This is a genomic window from Streptomyces sp. NBC_01381, from assembly GCF_026340305.1.
Classification (GTDB): Bacteria; Actinomycetota; Actinomycetes; order Streptomycetales; family Streptomycetaceae; genus Streptomyces.
Genome location: NZ_JAPEPI010000004.1, coordinates 359,299 through 375,797 on the forward strand (window position 1 = coordinate 359,299; position 16,499 = coordinate 375,797).

The following is a 16,499-nucleotide window of genomic DNA, read 5'->3' on the forward strand; positions in this document are numbered from 1 at the left end:
TTGCCGCCCGGCCCGCGAGGCTGTGGGGTCAGTTCCGGGTGGGTGTGACGAGCGTGAGGCCGGAGTCGGCGGCGGCCGCGTAACCGTCGTCGACGGCCACCACCGCACGCCCTGCCGCGTCCAGGACGGAGGCGGCGATCGCGGCACGCATGCCACCGGCGCAGTGCACCCACACCGAGCCCGCGGGCACCTCGTCGAGGCGCCGGTGGATCTCGTGGACCGGGATGTGCACGCTGCCCTCGATCCAGCCGCCGGACCGCTCGCTCGCGCGGCGCACATCGAGCACCACCGGGTCCGCGCCCCGCTCGCGCGCTGCGGCCAGCTCGGCGAACGTCGCCCGCGGAAACGACGCGAGCGGCGCCTGCCCGTCGGCCCAGTCGGCAGGGGAGCCGGTGGCGGCCGCGGCAGGCCGGTCGATGCCGACGCGGGCCAACTCCCGCTGGGCGCGGGCGACATCATCGGCGCTCTCCGCGAGCAGCGTCACCGGCTTGCCCCACGGGATCATCCACGCCAGGTAGGTCGCCAGACGACCGTCGCCCTCGAAGTTGAACGACCCGGCCACATGCCCCTCGGCGAAGGCCACCCGATGGCGCAGGTCCACGACCCACTCGCCCGCCGCCAGGCGCCGGGCTATCTCGGCGGCGTCGGCACGCCGCGGCGCGGTCAGGTCCACCGGCGCCGGGCCCGCGGCATTGGCCGGACCCATGTGCGCGTAGTACGCCGGTACGTCGTCCAGACCGGCGAGCAGCTCGGCGACGAACGTCTCCACGTCCTGGACCAAGGCCGGGTTGGACGCCTTCTCCGTACCGATGGTGCTGCGCTCGCCACCTCCGCCGGCTGACGAGCAGAAGCTGCCGAAGCCGTGCGTGGGCAGCACCGCCACCTCGTCGGCCAGCTCGTCGGCCAGCCGGTGCGCGGAGGCGTGCTGCGCGCGGGCCAGCCGCTCGGTCAGCCGTGGCTCCACCAGATCCGGCCGCCCCACGCCGCCGATCAGCAGTGATCCGCCGGTGAAGGCGGCCACCGCACGCCCGTTCTCCTCCAGGACGTACGAGGTGTGGTGCGGGGTGTGGCCCGGCGTGGCCACCGCCCGCAGCGTCAGCCCCTCGTCGATCTCCTCCAGGTCCCCGTCGGCCACCGGGACCCGCGGGTAGGCCACGGACGCGCCGGCGGGCACGAGATAGCGGGCGCCGGTAAGGCGGGCCAGCTCAAGACCGCCGGTCACGTAGTCGTTGTGCACATGCGTCTCGGCGACGGCGACGATCCGCACGCCCCGCCGGGCGGCCGCGGCGATCACCCGGTCGATGTCGCGCGGCGGATCCACCACGACCACCGACCGGGCACCGCCCGCCAGGTAGCTCCGGTTGCCCAGGCCTTCGGTCTCCAGGACATCGGCAAAGAACACGGCACACTCACACTCCCTCGTCACACTTTTTACCCCCCGGGGTATCTCTCCCTCACCGTAACAGAAATACCCAGGGGGGTATTTTCGGCCAGACCTGGAGCTGACGCCGCGGGAGCGGCTCGACGCGGCGCGCCAGGGCGCCGGGGCGGCGTCAGCGAGGTCAGCGCCGCCGCGACGGCGGTGGCGGCGAAGGCCGCGGGGAGGCCCTGGCGGTCGGCGAGCCGGCCGAGCAGCGCCGGCCGGTGATGGTGCCGAGGCCGAGCGCGAGGACGGTGGCCGTGAAGCCGGGCGTGGGGCGGTCGGGGAAGACCCGGTAGCTCCACACGGCGAGGAGGCCGGAACCCGCCATGAAGCAGGGCCCGTAGAGGAGCGCGGAGAGGAGGGCCGCGGGCAGGGAGATGCCGGAGAAGTGGGTCGCGGTCAGCAGGGCCGCGGCCGCGGCGAGGCCCGCGAACAGGCCGCGGTGGACACGGCGAAGCCCGAACCGGTCGATGACGGGCCCGGTCAGGACGCCGACCGTGCCCGCCAAGCCGATCAGCGTCCAGAACAGCGGTGCGGTCACGGCGGAGCTCGTCCCCGCGTGGTCGGAGACGGCCTCGGCGGCGAAGGCCCAGTAGACGGCGCCGACAAGGCCGTAGGAGAAGGCGGTCGTGCACAGGGGGAGCGCGGGGCGGCGGGCGAGCCAGGCCAGGCCGCTGACGGGCCGCGAGGTGGCCACCCACTGGATGTACGCCGACGAACTGCGCCGCCGTCACCCGGAAGTGACGGTCGACGACCGAGCCCTCTACATCGATGACGGATCCATCCTGACCAGCGCGGGCACGGCCGCCGCGATCGACCTGTGCCTGCACATCGTGCGCCGCGACCACGGCGCGGCAGTGGCGGCGGAGGTCGGCCGGCGGATGGTGGTGGCCCCGCACCGCGAGGGCGGCCAAGCCCAGTACGCCCGCCCCAGGACCGCCGCCGCGGCTCCGCCCGCTCCGGGGACGGGACTTGCGCCGGTCCTGGACTGGGCGCTCGCCCGGCTGCACGAGCCGCTGGCCATCGCCGATCTCGCGGGCCGAGCGGGCATGAGCGTACGCACCTTCGAACGGCACTTCGGCCGCGAGGCGGGCGCCACTCCGTTGCGGTGGCTCAACCAGCAGCGCGTCACCCACGCCCGCACCTTGCTGGAGACCACCGACCTGCCGGTCGACGCCGTCGCCGAACGCAGCGGCCTCGGCACGGGAGACGGCCTGCGGCAGCACTTCCACCGCCTGATGGGCACCACCCCGGCCGCCTACCGGCGCACCTACCGGGGCACACCCGGCTGACGGGCGTCCCGCCGCGCTTCCCCGCGAGCCGGGCCGCTCCCCGCGTCGGTGATCGGCGCGACGGGCGTGTCCGCGGCCCGCACCCAGCGCGGCCCGTCCGGCCCGTACACGGCACGGGGCTCCGGGAACGCCGCGAGCAGGAGGAGATAGACGATCGCCGCCACGGCCGCGCCCAAGGGCAGGCTGATGTCGGTGCCGCCCGCGAGGTCGCCGAGCGGCCCGACGAACTGCCCGGGGATGTTGGTGAACAGCACGCCGGTCACCGCGCCGGTCCACCAGGCCGACATGCCCCGCCAGTTCCAGCCGCGCGTGAACCAATAGCGCCCGCCGTGCCGGCGGCGGGTGAAGACCTGGAGCGCCTCGGGGTCGTACCAGCCGCGCCGGGTGACATAGCCGAGCATCATGACGATCATCCACGGCACCGTGCAGGTGATGATCATCGTGGCGAAGGTGGAGATCGCCTGGACCAGATTGAAGCCGAATCGTCCTACGAAGATGAAGGCGATGGACAGCACGCCGATCAGGACGGTGGCGCGCACCCGGCTGAGCCTCGGGAAGACCGAGGAGAAGTCGAGCCCGGTGCCGTACAGCGCGGTCGTCCCGGTCGACATGCCGCCGATCAGCGCGATCAGACAGACCGGCAGGAAGTACCAGCCGGGCGCGATCGCCAGCAGCCCGCCGACGAAATTGGGGGCGGCCGGATCCAGATACTTCGGGGCCCGCTCGGCGATGATCGCCGCGGTCGCCAGGCCGAAGCCGAATGGCAGCACCGTGGCGAGCTGCGAGAGGAATGCCGCGCCCATCACCTTGCGGCGCGGCGTATCGGCCGGGATGTAGCGGGCCCAGTCGCCGAGGAACGCGCCGAAGGAGACCGGGTTGGACAGCACGATCAGCGCGGCGCCGATGAAGGACGGCCAGTACAGGTCCTGGGTGGCCCGGTCGGCATCTGGGGTGAAGATTCCGGCGTACGAAGGATCGAAGTCACCGGCGAAGGCGAAGAGGCCCAGGACGAACAGCAGGGTCGCGGCGATGACGGCGACCTTGTTGACGAGCAGCATGAAGCGGAAGCCGTAGACGCACACGGCGAGCACAAGGACGGCGAAGACCGCGTACGCGCAGCCGTACGCGAGGTCGCTCTCCGGCACGCCGAGCAGCCGGTGCGCCCCGCCGATGAGCGCGTCGCCCGAACTCCACACCGACAGCGAGAAGAACGCCACGGCGGTGAGCAGAGAGAGAAAGGATCCGACGATCCTGCCGTGCACCCCCAGATGCGCCGACGAGGAGACGGCGTTGTTCGTGCCGTTGCGCGGCCCGAAGACCGCCATCGGGGCAAGCAGCAGGGCGCCGGTGAGCAGCCCGAGCAGCATCGCCGCGAGCCCCTGCCAGAAGGAGAGCCCGAACAGGATGGGGAACGCGCCGAGCACACACGTGGCGAAGGTGTTCGCGCCACCGAACGCGAGCCGGAACAGATCGAGCGGCCCTGCGGTGCGATCCGCGTCCGGGATGCGCTCGACCCCGTGGGTCTCGACCTGAGTGACGGACGGCGGCGAATCCCTGGACACGGGCAGCTCCCTGGAGGACGGCAACACGGCGCGCGAGACGCGGTGTTGGAGGTGCAGGGAACGTAGACGCCGCGGGCCACACCGCACCAGTGCCGGATTCGCACTGCTCACGGCGGTGTGATGGACGATTCGCACACTCAGCGGGCAGGGGCATCGCCCCGCGAAGCCGCCCCGCGAAGCCGCCCAGCGATTCCGCCCCGCGGACCCGCCGCCGGGATCACCCGGCAGCAGAAGCCAGTTCGCGGACCACGGTCATGTCGTCGAAGGGCAGGAGCAGTTCGCCGACGATCTGGTAGGGCTCGCTGCCCTTGCCCGCGACCAGGACGACATCGCCGGGACGCGCGGCGGACAGCGCGCACGCGATCGCCGCGCGACGGTCGGCCACGCGGTGGAAGGGCGTCGCGGTGGACGTCAGGCCGGGGACGATCTGGTCCAGGATGCGCTCGGGGTCCTCGTCGCGCGGATTGTCCGTGGTCAGAACGCACAGGTCGGATTGACGGCCGGCGATCTCGCCCATCAGGGCACGCTTGGTGGTGTCACGGTCGCCGCCGCAGCCGAAGACGGTGATCACCGACCCGGTGGCGAAACCGCGGATCGTGGCGAGGACCTTCTCCAACGAGTCGGGGGAGTGCGCGTAGTCGACGATCACACAGACGCCCCGCGAGGTGGTGAAGCGCTCCAGCCGGCCCGGAGTCGGCGGCATCCGGTCCAAGGCCTCGACAAGCGCCGGGAGTTCATGCCCGAGCAGATGGCACGCCGCGAGGGCGGCGAGCGCGTTGGACACCGAGAAGCGGCCCGGGACGGGGATCGCGGCAGGATATTTGCGCCCGTCGTGATGGAGGGTGAAGCGGCTGCCCACCGCGTCCACCACCAGATCGCTCGCCCGGTAGTCGGCCGGCGCGTCCAGGCCGTAGGTGGTCACCGCGCCCGGCATCAGGGCGAGGATCTCGGCGCTGACGGGGTCGTCGGCGTTGACCACCGCGCGGTCGCACAGCCCGCCGAACAGGCGCAGTTTGGCGTCCTTGTAGTGCGCCATGGTCCCGTGGTCGTCCAGGTGATCCTGGGTGAGATTGGTGAACACGCCGATGTCGACGGGCACATGGTCGAGCCGCCGCTGCACCAGGCCCATGGACGTGGCCTCAAGCACCGCGCAGGCCGTGTCCCGGTCACGCATGTGCCCGAGCAGGTAGTGGAGGTCCGGCGACTCCGGCGTGCTCAGCACCGACCGCGGCATCGGGATCCGCTCCTGACCGATCCGGCTGCCCGAGGTGCCGATCACCCCCACCTTCGCGCCCTCCGCGAGGCGGAGAGCCGATTCGACCATGTACGAGACCGAGGTCTTGCCGTTCGTACCGGTGATCGCCACGACATCCATCGCATGCCCCGGCTCCCCGTAATAACGGGAGGCGGCGAGCGAGGCCGCGGCCCGCGTGTCGGCCACACGCACCACGCAAGCCTGCCCGGCCGCCCCGTCCTCCGGCGCCCCGCCGTCCTCGACAAGGACCGCCACCGCCCCTCGCTCCAGGGCCCGCGCGACACCCCCGGGCCCGCCCTCCTCGTGCCCGGGAACGGCGATGTACAGCGAACCGGACCCGACCTGCCCGGCGTCGAAAGTCATCCCCGCGGTGACCGGCACGCCCGGGTCACCGTGCAGAACGTCGTGGTCGTGCCCATGGAGCAGTGCGCTGAGCTTCATATCTGTCCCCTCGAAGGCGGCCGGCGGCACGCCGCGCATGCCCGGCCCGACAAGCGAGGGCGAGGGCGACGGTGAGCCGGAATCCGCGGTGTGACGCGTTGGGCGAGCGGGCCCCGCAGGGGGATATCTGCGTGCGGGCCGAGGGCCGGGACGGCCGAGGATCGCTACCTGTGTGCCGCACGGCCGGCCGGTCGCGTCGGATGGGATCCGGGCCGTGGAGGGCTGACCACAGGTGGCCGGGCGGAGCAGGGGCCTGCCCGACACCGCTTCAGTGTACGTGCGCCGCGGCTCGCCTCCGCCGTGTCGGAAACCCGCTGGTTCCGGGGCTCCCGCCCTTCCTACGATCACGACCGGTTCATCCGCCGATGCCACACAGCCCACTCCCGCCGCGCAAGGGAAAGGGCCGCAGTGACCCAGACCGAGGACACCGTTCACCTGCTGCGCGAGACGCTCGGCGCGGACCTCGTCGGCGGCTACGTGTACGGCTCGGCCCGGCTGGGCGGGTTGCGCCCGTACAGCGACATCGATGTGTTCGCCGTCGTCGAGCGGCCCTTGTCGGTCCGGCAGCGGCGGCGGCTCGTCGAGGCGCTCCTCGACATCTCCGCCTGGCCGCCACGGGGTGAGACCGTGCGGCCCGTCGAGCTGACGATCGTCGTGCGGCGCGAGGTCAGCCCGTGGCGGTATCCGCCGCGGTGCGAGTTCCAGTACGGGGAGTGGCTGCGCGAGGAGTACGAGCGCGGGCGGCTGCCGTCGCCGGTGCCGAGCCCCGATCTCGCGCCCCTGATCACGATGGTGCTGATGGCCGGCACGCCCTTGGCCGGACCACCGCCGGGCGAGGTGCTGGCCCCTGTCCCGCGTGCGGACCTCACGCGCGCGTTGTCCGTCGGCGTACCGGAGCTCCTTGCGGACCTCGCGGCGGACACCCGCAACGTCGTCCTCACGTTGGCCCGGATCTGGATGACCCTGGCGACCGGGACGATCACCTCCAAGGACGCCGCGGCGGGCTGGGCCCTCGCGCGGCTCCCGGAGGAACACCGGCCCGTGCTCGCCCACGTACGCGCCGTGTACGTCACGGGGGAGAGGGAGCGCTGGGGCGAACTCCAGCCGCTGGTGGGCCCCTGGGCCGCGTACGTCACTGAAGTGATCGAGGAGCTGGCCGCGGCGGGCGCCGACTGACGCGCTGTCTTTCAACTGCCGTTATCCGGATGCCTCTTGACGTGAATCCGTCACTCGGTATGGTCTAGGCCAACGGCGGCAGGGATCATTCCGGATAGTCGCAGCTCCGGTGTGCCGGTGCGCTCCTCGCCGCTCAACCCCCCACCACACGGCGGTCGGCCGTGCCCCCGGCATGCCCCGGTCCGCCCAAGGAGTGATCGCTCATGCGTCCTCGTGTACTCGCCGCCATGCTCACCGCGACGGCGTCCGCCGCCGCCCTCACCCTGCTGACCCTCGCCCCCAACGCCTCCGCCGAGAAGTCGGACGCCAAGGTGCGGGCCGCTGCGGAATTCATCGTCAGCGAGGCCCAGTTCAACCAGATGTTCCCGAACCGGAACTCCTTCTACACCTACAGCGGCCTCACGGACGCGCTCAGCGCCTATCCCGAGTTCACCGGGACCGGCAGCGACACCGTGCGCAAGCAGGAGGCCGCGGCCTTCCTGGCGAACGTCAGTCACGAGACGGGCGGCCTGGTCCACGTCGTCGAGCAGAACACCGCCAACTACCCCCACTACTGCGACAGTTCACAGCCCTACGGCTGCCCGGCCGGCAACGACAAGTACTACGGCCGCGGCCCCATCCAGCTCAGCTGGAACTTCAACTACAAGGCGGCGGGCGACGCCCTGAAGATCGACCTCCTGAACAACCCCGACCTCGTCCAGAACGATCCGGCCGTGGCCTGGAAGACCGGCCTCTGGTACTGGAACACCCAGAACGGCCCGGGGACGATGACGCCGCACAACGCCATGGTCAACGGTGCCGGCTTCGGCGAGACCATCCGCAGCATCAACGGCAGCCTGGAATGCAACGGACAGAACCCCGAGCAGGTGCAGAGCCGGATCAACAACTACACCCGGTTCGCCGACGTGCTCGGCGTCGACCCGGGTGGCAACCTGAGCTGCTGACCCCCGGCGTCGTCGCGGTTCCCGCCGTCCGCAGTCCGCAGTCCGCCGCACCCGCTCGATCCGGTGCGGCGGACGGCGATTTTCAGCCAAGGTTAGTGCAGCGCTCAACAGGAGGCCAGGACAGGCTGGTTGGGCCGCCACGTGATCAATAGCCTGGTGCGCACCCCCTGTCACTGACCAAGGAGCTTCATGTCCACCGCGCAGCAGATCCCCGACATCCTCTCGCCGGAGTTCGCCGAGAACCCCTATCCGGCCTACCGGGCGATGCGGGAGAGCGCGCCGCTGCTGTGGCACGAGGCGACGCAGAGCTGGATCGTCTCGCGGTACGCGGATGTCGAGCGCGTGTTCAAGGACAAGACCTCGCAGTTCACCACCGACAACTACGACTGGCAGATCGAGCCGGTGCACGGCAAGACGATCCTCCAGCTCAGCGGCCGTGAGCACGCGGTGCGCCGGGCCCTGGTCGCACCCGCCTTCCGCGGCAGCGACCTCCAGGAGAAATTCCTGCCCGTCATCGAGCGCAACTCCCGCGAACTCATCGACGCCTTCCGGCACACCGGCACGGTGGACCTCGTCGCGGACTACGCAACGCGCTTCCCCGTCAACGTGATCGCCGACATGCTCGGCCTGGACAAGGCCGACCACGCGCGCTTCCACGGCTGGTACACCACCGTCATCGCCTTCCTCGGCAACCTGGCGGGCGACCCGGACGTCGCGGCGGCCGGCGAACGGACCCGCGTCGAGTTCGCCGAGTACATGTTCCCGATCATCCGGGAGCGCCGCGACAACCTCGGCGACGACCTGCTCTCCACGCTGTGCGCCGCCGAGGTCGACGGCGTACGCATGAGTGACGAGGACATCAAGGCGTTCTGCAGCCTGCTGCTCGCCGCCGGCGGCGAGACCACCGACAAGGCGATCGCCAGCATCTTCGCCAACCTCCTGACGCACCCGGAGCAGTTGGCGGCCGTCCGCGAGGACCGCACGCTGATCGCCCGCGCCTTCGCCGAGACGCTGCGCCACACGCCGCCCGTCCACATGATCATGCGTCAGTCGGCCACCGAGGTGGAGCTCACCGGCGGCACGATCCCCGCCGGGGCCACCGTCACCTGCCTGATCGGCTCGGCCAACCGCGACGAGCAGCGCTACGCGGAGCCGGACCGCTTCGACATCTTCCGCGACGACCTGACCACCACGACCGCGTTCTCCGCCGCCGCCGACCATCTCTCGTTCGCGCTCGGCCGGCACTTCTGCGTGGGCGCGCTGCTTGCCAAGGCCGAGGTCGAGACCGGCGTCGGCCAGCTCCTGGACGCGATGCCCGATGTGCGGCTCGCCGAGGGCTTCGACCCGGTCGAGCAAGGGGTGTTCACCCGGGGGCCGCAGTCCCTGCCGGTGCGGTTCACCCCTGTCACCGCCTGACCCCATGGGGGCGCCGCCCACGCGGCGCCCCGCCACCTTTCAGTGCGCCACAGGCGTGAACTGCACCGGCAGCGACGTAAGCCCCCGCATCCAGATGGACGGACGCCAGGTCAACTCCTGCGGCTCCACCGCGAGTACGAGGTCGGGCAGCCGCTCCAGGAGCGTCTCGACCGCCGTACGGGCGATGACATCGGCGAGCAGCGGCGCGGGGTACGGGCAGCGGTGCTCGCCGTGGCTGAACGACAGGTGCGCCGAGTTCTCCGGGCCCACATGCGACTCGGGCCAGATCTGCGGGTCGGTGTTGGCCGCGGCGAGGCCGAGCACCAGACAGTCGCCCGCCCGGATCTGCCGCCCGCCGAGCTGGGTGTCGCGCACCGCCCAACGGCCGATGAAATTCTGCGTCGGGGTGTCGAGCCACAGCACCTCGTTGAGCGCCTCGCCCACGCTCAGCCGACCGCCGGACACGTTCAGCGCGAACCGCTCGTCGGTCAGCATCAGCCGCAGCGTGTTGCAGATCCAGTTGGCCGTCGGCTGCTGGGCCGCCGCGATGATCGAGATCAGGTCCTGGACGATCTCCTCGTCCGTCAGGCCCGCAGGGTGAAGGAGCATCCGCGACGTGACGTCCGCACCCGGCTTCTCCCGCTTCTCCTTGACCAGTTGCTGGATCCGCTCCCCGACGCGCAGGTACGCCGCCACCGGGTCGTCGCCCTCCGCCGCGTCCAGCGAGATCCGCAGATCGTCCACCAACTGCTGGGTGTCCGTGCCCGTATGCGGCATGCCGCACATCTGCACCGCGGCCCGCATAGGCAGCGCGTGCGCGTACGCACTCATCAGCTCCGCCTGCCCGCTGCCGGCGAACTCACCGATCAGCCGGTCGGCGATCCGGCCGCTGTCCCGGGCGAGTTCGAACTGGTCGACCCCCTCCAGGGCATCCGTGATCACCCCTGCGCGCCGCCGGTGCTCCTCGCCCTCGGTGAAAAGGACAGAAGGCTGATAGCCGACGAACGGAAGCAACGGCCAGTCGGCGGGAATGTGCTCCCACTGGTTCCAGCGCCGCGAGTCGCGGGCGAACAGCTCGTCGTGGCCGGTCACATAGCTGACCTCGGAGTAGCCGAGCACCAGCCACGCGGGCACGTCCCCGTCCAGGAGCACCGGCGCCACCGCGCCGTGCTCGCTGCGCAGGGTGCGGTAGAGCTGCGACGGCGTCTGCTGATACTCCAGACCGCCCAGGCGCACGGCGCCCGCGTGGGCGGGGCAGCCGGGGGGCGGGCTCTGTTCGGCGGCGGGTCCGGTCGGCTCGGTCACGGTGTCATCTCCTGGGCCATGGCCAGTTCGTAGAGGTGGTCCACGAGGGTGATCAGTACGTCCTTGCCCGACGACCGCACCCGTGCGTCGCAGTCGATCAGCGGCACATGGCCGGGCAGCGCAAGGGCCTGCCGGATCTCCCGCAGGGAATGCGCGGAGGTGTCGTCGTCGAACCGGTTGACGGCCACCACGAACGGCGTCTTGTGGTGTTCGAGGCGGTCGATCGCGTACCAGGACTCGTCCATGCGCCGCGTGTCGACCAGCACGACCGCACCGAGGGTGCCCGAGAAGAGCCGGTCCCAGAGGAACCAGAAGCGCTCCTGGCCGGGTGCGCCGAAGAGGTAAAGCACCACACGCTCGTTGAGGCTGATCCGCCCGAAGTCGAACGCCACCGTCGTGGTCGTCTTGGCGGCCACGTCGGCCGTCTCGTCGACGCCGACACCGGCTTGCGTCATCACTTCTTCGGTGTTCAGCGGCCGGATCTCGCTGACCGACCGCACCAGCGTGGTCTTGCCGACACCGAATCCGCCCACCACGACGATCTTCAAGCCGGTCTCGGCAGTGTCGGACAGGGGCGTACGGGAGGGCAGCTCAGATGTTGCGGAGCCCATGGAGCACCTCCTTGAGAAGGGCGGAATCGGGGATGGCGGCGGCCGAGCCGGCCGCGCGGGGATGACGGGCGGTGATCCGGCCCGTGGCGAGCAGATCACCCAGCAGGATCCGCACCACCGTGATCGGCAGCCTCAGCTCCGCCGCGATCTCCACCACGGCCGTCGGATGCCGGCACAGTTCGAGGATGCGTACGTGCTCCGACTGCATCCCCGCGGCCGGCTCGCACTCGCTCACCACGAGCGTGACCAGGTCGAACGAATCGTCGTCGGCGCGGCTGCGGCCACCGGTGACCGTGTAAAGGCGGTCCGGATCACCGATGTCCACGGGCCTGCGGGGCGTCACGAGGAGTCGCCGCCCTCGTCCTGGGCACGCGGCTCGGCGCGCAGATGCTCCCCGATCTGCTCGACGAGCTCGGTCATCTGATGGCCCACCACACCGGGGTCGGCGTTCTCGTCCGCCACGACCGCCAGGTGGGCTCCCTCGCCCGCCTCGACGATGAAGAGCAGCCCGCCGTGGAACTCGGTCATGGAGTGCCGGACGCCGCCGGTCCCGTCGCCGAACTCCACCGATGCGCCTTGCGCGAGCGCCTGGATGCCGGAGCAGATCGCCGCGAGCTGGTCGGCCTGGTCGAGCGTCAGATGCTCGCTCCAGCACAGCTTCAGGCCGTCCCGGGAGAGCACCAGGGCGTGCCGCGTGCCAGGGGTGCGCTTCAGAAGGCTCTTCAGGAGCCAGGTCAGGCTGTTGTCAGTGGTCTGCATGGTGGGTGGGGCGAGATGCGCCGGGTAGGTCCGGTCACCGGCCCGTGCCTCCAATCTCACGAAGTCGAGCGGGGGAAGGGGGCGCCAGAGCCCGGGCGCCGTACGGGAGGCTTCGGCTCTACGGGGCGGGCGGCGGCCCGGATCCGGCATCGATGCCGGGCGCCTCGGCGGATCCGGGCACGTCGCCCGAGGCGCGCCGAGCGCGGTGGAAGGCACCGAATCGGGAACCGGCGTCGCGCGGCTGCCCCGTCTCGCCGGCGGGCACCGCGGTGCCGGCTGCGGCATCGGACGCGGCCCTGCGCTGCTGCCGCTCCCGGTCGGCCTCGGCCATGGTGCGGCCGGGAGCGCGCACGGGCAGGCCGTTCGGGGTGGCATCGGCGGGACGCGCTTGCTGTGCCGGGATCTCGGCAGGGGCCGTGGGCGGCTCGGGCGTCTCCGCGGGTGCGGGCGCCTCCTGGAGCGGTGCTTCCGGAACCGGCGCGGGCGTCGGCTCGGCGGTCCGGCGCACCGGCGGCTGCGGCGCGGGATCGCGCTGCTGGGCAAGGAGTTGCGGAGGCAGCAGGACGACCACGCCCGTGCCGCCGCGCGATGACGGCCGGAAGTTGACGCTCATCGCGTACTTGGCGGCGAGCCGCCCGACCACGGCGAGACCGAGGCGGGTGCCCTGCAGCGACGCGAGGTCCGTGATCCGCCCCGAGACCGACTCCTCGGCCCGGCGCATCGCTGCGTCGGCCATCTTCAGGCCGCTGTCCTCGATGGTCACGACGATCCCGGCGCTGCGCTCCTCGACGTAGACATGCACCTCGTCGATGGGCGGGGAGAAGTTCGCCGCGTTGTCCATGAGCTCGGCGAGCAGATGCATGACGCCCTCGGCGGCGAAACCGGCGATCGCCACGTTCGTCGAGCAGTGCAGCCGCACCCGCTGATACGCGGAGATCCGGCCGACCGCACCCCGCAGGATGCTCTCCATGACGATCGGCTTGTTCCACGCGCGACTGGAGCGGCCACCCATCAGCAGGGCCAACCGGTCGGTCATCAGGCCGAGTTGGGACGTGCTGTGGTCGAGCCGCAGCAGATCGCCGAAGACCTCGACGCCGTGCCGCTCCTGCATGTCCCGCAGGTCGGCGAGCATGCTCACGGACTTCGCCTGCACCCGGCTCAACGCCTTGGCGGACGCGGCCTGTGCGGCCGCGGCCCGCCGCTCGCTGTGCGCGAGTTCGCGTACGAGGGATTCGGCGGGCACCCGCAGCAAGGGGTTGCGCGGCCAGTCGAGCCCGGCGAGCACGGTGTCGGCCGAGGCCCCTTCGCGCAGCTGACCGATCGCGGCCGGCAGCGTCGCCCCCGTCAGCTGCTCCAACTCCTGGGCCGCCTGCGCCAGTTGTCCCTGCGCACTGTCGCGCTCCGACTCGGCGGTGGCGGCGTGCCGCACGGACTCCTCCACCACGGACGCGAACACCTGCATGACCTGGCGGAGTTGGGGATCCGACGGCGGCGCCGTCTGCGCCAGCGTCTCGCTCGCACCGGCCCCGTCGCGCAGCCGCTTCACCACGGTCGGGAGCGTGACGTTCACCAGATGCGCGGACTCGGCGCCCTGCTGCGCCAACTGCGCCTTGAGGGAACCGGCGGCGGCGTGCTCCGCCGCGGCGGACCGGCGAACCCGCCGCACGCCCAGCGAGCCGACCACCACAACGGCCGCGAGGCACAGCCACGCGACCACGACCGTGGCGACCGTCCAGCCACGGGCGGCGTCCGGTGCCGACAGGCCCGCGACGGCACCGGCCGCACCGGAGACGACCAGCACGGCCAAGGGAACGGCCGGCGCGGGGCGCGGCGCCTTCGCTATGTGGCGCGGGCGGGGAGGAGCAGGCACTGGCATTCAGCGGTCCCTCGGTCCATGAGTGCAGGATGACAACGAGCCGACCGCTACGGGTCCGGCAACGGGTCGGGAAGAGAACACCAAAGAGGACGGCGATCTTCCGGACCCTGTTTCGCGCCATGCTAGTCACCCCGCGGAGCGCGAAGGCCGGACAACTGGAACAGTCCGCCCAGGAGCCGCCCGCGAGCGAACTTCGTCGCGATCTCGACCCTCGAACATCATGTCGTGATAGAGGAGTTCGACCGCCAAGCCGCCGCTTCAGGCTCCGAAGCCCACCCGGACTCCCGGCACCTCGAAGGAGGGCATCACTCGTCGAACGCGGCGTCGAGCAGCCGCGCCACCGCTCCGTTGTCGTCGGTCGCCTCCCGCTGGGCGGCATCGGCGAGACCGGACCCGACATAGGAAGGGACGTAGACCGTGGCGTAGACCGCAAGCCCGAAAGCTCCGGCGACCAGAAGCCCTCCGACGACGCCCCGCACGATCGTCTGGGGCAGGGACCGCGGCTGCTTCATGTCATTGACCATGCGTCGGACGCTACGAGGGGCTGATGTCGAGGCGCCTGAGTACAGCTACTCATCCCGCACCTCAGGTGCGGGCCGGTACGGAAACGACATGGCCCCCAGCCCCACGAACCCGGTATCTTCCCCTCTCCGACCAGCCGCATTTCGAACGGCAGCCGCCAACTCCCGGAGAGCGACCCCCTCATGACCAGCCGGCAAGCAACGACGACCCTGTGGCGCCCGACGGGCCCCAAGGAGCTGGACCTGGTCCGCGAGCTGAACTGGCGCGCCTGGCCGCCCCGCCTGCCCGAGCAGCCGATCTTCTACCCGGTGCTCAACGAGGACTACGCGATCAGCATCGCGCGGGACTGGAACGTGAAGCACGACGGAGCAGGGTTCGTCACCCGCTTCGAGGTCGACACGGACTTCGTCGGCCGCTACCCCGTCCAGCAGGCCGGCGGCCGCACGATCCTCGAACTGTGGGTGCCGGCCGAAGAGCTCGACGACTTCAACGCCCATATCGTCGGCGAGATCCAGCTGGTCCACGAGTTCCACTGAAGTCCGGCTGATGGCGGCCAGGCCGCCGGAGAAATTGACGAGCCGTCGAGCGGCGGCCGCGGATACCTTCGGCGGCATGGTTGACGAAGCGTTCGGGAATCCGCGGTTCGCCGCGCTCTACGATCCGCTCGACCCCGACCGCGGCGATCTCGACGCCTACGTACGCATCGCGGGGGAGTTCGGTGCGCGTCGGGTGCTCGACATCGGCTGTGGGACAGGGGTGTTCGCGCTGCTGCTCGCCGATCGCGGGATCGAGGTCGTGGGCGTCGATCCCGCACGGGCGTCCCTCGATGTTGCCAGGGCCAAGCCGGGCAGCGATCGGGTGCGGTGGATCTGCGGTGACGCGACGTCGCTCCCGCCGCTGCGGGTCGACCTGGCGACCATGACGGGGAACGTCGCCCAGGCCATCGACGACGCGGAGACGTGGCAACGGACCCTGCGCGGTGCCCATGAAGCCCTGCGGCCGGGCGGGCGTCTGGTCTTCGAGACCCGGGATCCGGCCAGGCGCGCCTGGGAGGAGTGGAACCGCGAGGCTTCTTACGAGGTCATGGAGGTCCCGGGGGTTGGCGCGGTCGAGAAGTGGGTTCAGGTCATCGAGGTCAGTGGCCCGATGGTGACCTTCCGCGGGACCTGCGTGTTCGTCGCGGACGGGGAGGTGCTGACATCGCATTCGACCCTGCGGTTCCGCGAACGGGCGGAGGTCGAGGCGGACTTGACGGCGCACGGGTTCGTGGTGGAGGAGGTTCGTGACGCGCCCGATCGGCCGGGGCGTGAGCTCGTCTTCCTGGCGCGCCGCCCGGAGAACGGTGCGAGCTGACCGCCGCGCGCCCGAACATCGCTACGGTGCAGGCGTGATCGGTTCCACGCTGCCCCTCCTCTTCCTCGACGTCGACGGCCCGCTCATTCCCTTCGGGGCGAGCCGGCAACAGCTTCCCGACGGATATCCGACGTACGACAGTCCCTTCGCACCCGCGATGGCCGACGCGAACCCGCTGATCACCAGGATCGATCCGGCTCACGGCAGCCGCCTGTGGGCGCTGCCCTGCGAACTCGTGTGGGCCACGACGTGGATGTCCGACGCCAACGACTGCATCGCGCCCTGGCTCGGCCTGCCGGAACTCACCGTGGTGAGCTGGCCGGATCCGTCCGGCGATGACGAGGCCGGTGGACTCCACTGGAAGACCCGCCCCCTGGTCGACCGGGCCGCGGGCCGTCCCTTCGCCTGGGTGGACGACGAGATCACGTACGCCGACCGCGCGTGGGTGGCGGCGCACCACCCGCAGCCGGCCCTGCTGCATCGCGTCGATGCCCGGCGCGGCCTCACCGACGAGGACTTCGCCACCCTCGACAAGTGGCTGCGCTTTCACGGGAGTTGAGGAAA

Annotated in this window: 17 protein-coding genes; 7 read left to right on the forward strand and 10 right to left on the reverse strand. The window is 71.2% G+C overall.

The window, feature by feature from the left end:
• Positions 1-28: 28 nt before the first annotated feature.
• Together OG453_RS42925 and OG453_RS42930 are read right to left on the reverse strand one after the other, a co-directional pair.
• Positions 29-1,402, reverse strand: a complete 1,374-nt coding sequence (locus tag OG453_RS42925) for an MBL fold metallo-hydrolase (RefSeq protein ID WP_266874230.1) — start codon at positions 1,400-1,402, stop codon at positions 29-31.
• Positions 1,403-1,562: 160 nt separating this feature from the next.
• Positions 1,563-2,120 carry a hypothetical protein gene (locus OG453_RS42930; protein WP_266874231.1) on the reverse strand — a complete coding sequence of 186 codons (558 nt, stop codon included), beginning with the start codon at positions 2,118-2,120 and terminating at the stop codon, positions 1,563-1,565.
• On the opposite strand from OG453_RS42930, the gene OG453_RS42935 reads away from it, so the two are divergent.
• Positions 2,113-2,715, forward strand: coding sequence for a GlxA family transcriptional regulator (locus OG453_RS42935; RefSeq protein ID WP_266874232.1), 603 nt, complete (start codon positions 2,113-2,115; stop codon positions 2,713-2,715). The two genes, OG453_RS42930 and OG453_RS42935, sit on opposite strands and share 8 nt — an antisense overlap.
• Here OG453_RS42935 and OG453_RS42940 read toward each other — a convergent pair.
• Together OG453_RS42940 and OG453_RS42945 are read right to left on the reverse strand one after the other, a co-directional pair.
• Positions 2,694-4,277, reverse strand: coding sequence for a cytosine permease (locus tag OG453_RS42940; protein WP_266874233.1), 1,584 nt, complete (start codon positions 4,275-4,277; stop codon positions 2,694-2,696). The genes OG453_RS42935 and OG453_RS42940 overlap by 22 nt on opposite strands.
• A 217-nt stretch (positions 4,278-4,494) precedes the next feature.
• Positions 4,495-5,973, reverse strand: coding sequence for a UDP-N-acetylmuramoyl-L-alanyl-D-glutamate--2,6-diaminopimelate ligase (locus OG453_RS42945; protein ID WP_266874234.1), 1,479 nt, complete (start codon positions 5,971-5,973; stop codon positions 4,495-4,497).
• A 408-nt stretch (positions 5,974-6,381) separates the two neighbouring features.
• On the opposite strand from OG453_RS42945, the gene OG453_RS42950 reads away from it, so the two are divergent.
• The 3 genes from OG453_RS42950 (at position 6,382) to OG453_RS42960 (ending at position 9,509) form a co-directional block, all read left to right on the forward strand.
• On the forward strand, positions 6,382-7,149 hold the full coding sequence (locus OG453_RS42950) for an aminoglycoside adenylyltransferase family protein (protein WP_266874235.1): 768 nt from the start codon (positions 6,382-6,384) through the stop codon (positions 7,147-7,149).
• A 203-nt stretch (positions 7,150-7,352) separates the two neighbouring features.
• Positions 7,353-8,093, forward strand: a complete 741-nt coding sequence (locus OG453_RS42955; RefSeq protein ID WP_266874236.1) for a chitinase — start codon at positions 7,353-7,355, stop codon at positions 8,091-8,093.
• Between the two features lie 189 nt (positions 8,094-8,282).
• Positions 8,283-9,509 carry a cytochrome P450 gene (locus tag OG453_RS42960; protein ID WP_266874238.1) on the forward strand — a complete coding sequence of 409 codons (1,227 nt, stop codon included), beginning with the start codon at positions 8,283-8,285 and terminating at the stop codon, positions 9,507-9,509.
• A gap of 39 nt (positions 9,510-9,548) precedes the next feature.
• Here the strand turns inward: OG453_RS42960 and OG453_RS42965 are convergent, their stop codons facing one another.
• From OG453_RS42965 to OG453_RS42990, 6 genes are all read right to left on the reverse strand, one after another.
• Positions 9,549-10,814 carry a cytochrome P450 gene (locus OG453_RS42965; RefSeq protein ID WP_266874239.1) on the reverse strand — a complete coding sequence of 422 codons (1,266 nt, stop codon included), beginning with the start codon at positions 10,812-10,814 and terminating at the stop codon, positions 9,549-9,551.
• The gene (locus OG453_RS42970; protein WP_266874240.1) at positions 10,811-11,425 is read right to left on the reverse strand and encodes an ATP/GTP-binding protein; all 615 of its coding nucleotides are present in this window, start codon (positions 11,423-11,425) and stop codon (positions 10,811-10,813) included. The genes OG453_RS42965 and OG453_RS42970 overlap by 4 nt, the downstream gene beginning before the upstream one ends.
• Positions 11,406-11,768, reverse strand: a complete 363-nt coding sequence (locus OG453_RS42975) for a DUF742 domain-containing protein (protein WP_266874241.1) — start codon at positions 11,766-11,768, stop codon at positions 11,406-11,408. The genes OG453_RS42970 and OG453_RS42975 overlap by 20 nt, the downstream gene beginning before the upstream one ends.
• Positions 11,765-12,184 carry a roadblock/LC7 domain-containing protein gene (locus OG453_RS42980; protein ID WP_266874242.1) on the reverse strand — a complete coding sequence of 140 codons (420 nt, stop codon included), beginning with the start codon at positions 12,182-12,184 and terminating at the stop codon, positions 11,765-11,767. The genes OG453_RS42975 and OG453_RS42980 overlap by 4 nt, the downstream gene beginning before the upstream one ends.
• Before the next feature lie 118 nt (positions 12,185-12,302).
• On the reverse strand, positions 12,303-14,060 hold the full coding sequence (locus tag OG453_RS42985; protein ID WP_266874243.1) for a sensor histidine kinase KdpD: 1,758 nt from the start codon (positions 14,058-14,060) through the stop codon (positions 12,303-12,305).
• A 305-nt stretch (positions 14,061-14,365) separates the two neighbouring features.
• Positions 14,366-14,584, reverse strand: a complete 219-nt coding sequence (locus tag OG453_RS42990) for a hypothetical protein (protein ID WP_266874245.1) — start codon at positions 14,582-14,584, stop codon at positions 14,366-14,368.
• A 180-nt stretch (positions 14,585-14,764) separates the two neighbouring features.
• Here OG453_RS42990 and OG453_RS42995 point away from each other — a divergent pair, with 180 nt between their 5' ends.
• The 3 genes from OG453_RS42995 to OG453_RS43005 all read left to right on the forward strand — a co-directional run bounded on the left by OG453_RS42995 (position 14,765) and on the right by OG453_RS43005 (position 16,494).
• A complete protein-coding gene (locus OG453_RS42995; RefSeq protein WP_266874246.1) occupies positions 14,765-15,118 on the forward strand; it encodes a hypothetical protein in 354 nt (117 codons plus the stop codon).
• Positions 15,119-15,194: 76 nt separating this feature from the next.
• Positions 15,195-15,935: a bifunctional 2-polyprenyl-6-hydroxyphenol methylase/3-demethylubiquinol 3-O-methyltransferase UbiG gene (locus OG453_RS43000; RefSeq protein WP_266874247.1), complete on the forward strand. Its 741-nt coding sequence runs from the start codon at positions 15,195-15,197 to the stop codon at positions 15,933-15,935.
• 34 nt (positions 15,936-15,969) lie between these two features.
• Positions 15,970-16,494: an HAD domain-containing protein gene (locus tag OG453_RS43005; protein WP_266874249.1), complete on the forward strand. Its 525-nt coding sequence runs from the start codon at positions 15,970-15,972 to the stop codon at positions 16,492-16,494.
• Positions 16,495-16,499: the final 5 nt, after the last annotated feature.

Excerpts from the sequence above, each read along its gene's own strand:
- OG453_RS42945 (WP_266874234.1), bottom strand. The coding sequence starts at position 5,973 with ATGAAGCTCAGCGCACTGCTCCATGGGCACGACCACGACGTTCTGCAC.
- OG453_RS42955 (WP_266874236.1), top strand. The coding sequence starts at position 7,353 with ATGCGTCCTCGTGTACTCGCCGCCATGCTCACCGCGACGGCGTCCGCC.
- OG453_RS42960 (WP_266874238.1), top strand. The coding sequence starts at position 8,283 with ATGTCCACCGCGCAGCAGATCCCCGACATCCTCTCGCCGGAGTTCGCC.
- OG453_RS42970 (WP_266874240.1), bottom strand. The coding sequence starts at position 11,425 with ATGGGCTCCGCAACATCTGAGCTGCCCTCCCGTACGCCCCTGTCCGAC.
- OG453_RS42980 (WP_266874242.1), bottom strand. The coding sequence starts at position 12,184 with ATGCAGACCACTGACAACAGCCTGACCTGGCTCCTGAAGAGCCTTCTG.
- OG453_RS42985 (WP_266874243.1), bottom strand. The coding sequence starts at position 14,060 with ATGCCAGTGCCTGCTCCTCCCCGCCCGCGCCACATAGCGAAGGCGCCG.
- OG453_RS42990 (WP_266874245.1), bottom strand. The coding sequence starts at position 14,584 with ATGGTCAATGACATGAAGCAGCCGCGGTCCCTGCCCCAGACGATCGTG.
- OG453_RS42995 (WP_266874246.1), top strand. The coding sequence starts at position 14,765 with ATGACCAGCCGGCAAGCAACGACGACCCTGTGGCGCCCGACGGGCCCC.
- OG453_RS43000 (WP_266874247.1), top strand. The coding sequence starts at position 15,195 with ATGGTTGACGAAGCGTTCGGGAATCCGCGGTTCGCCGCGCTCTACGAT.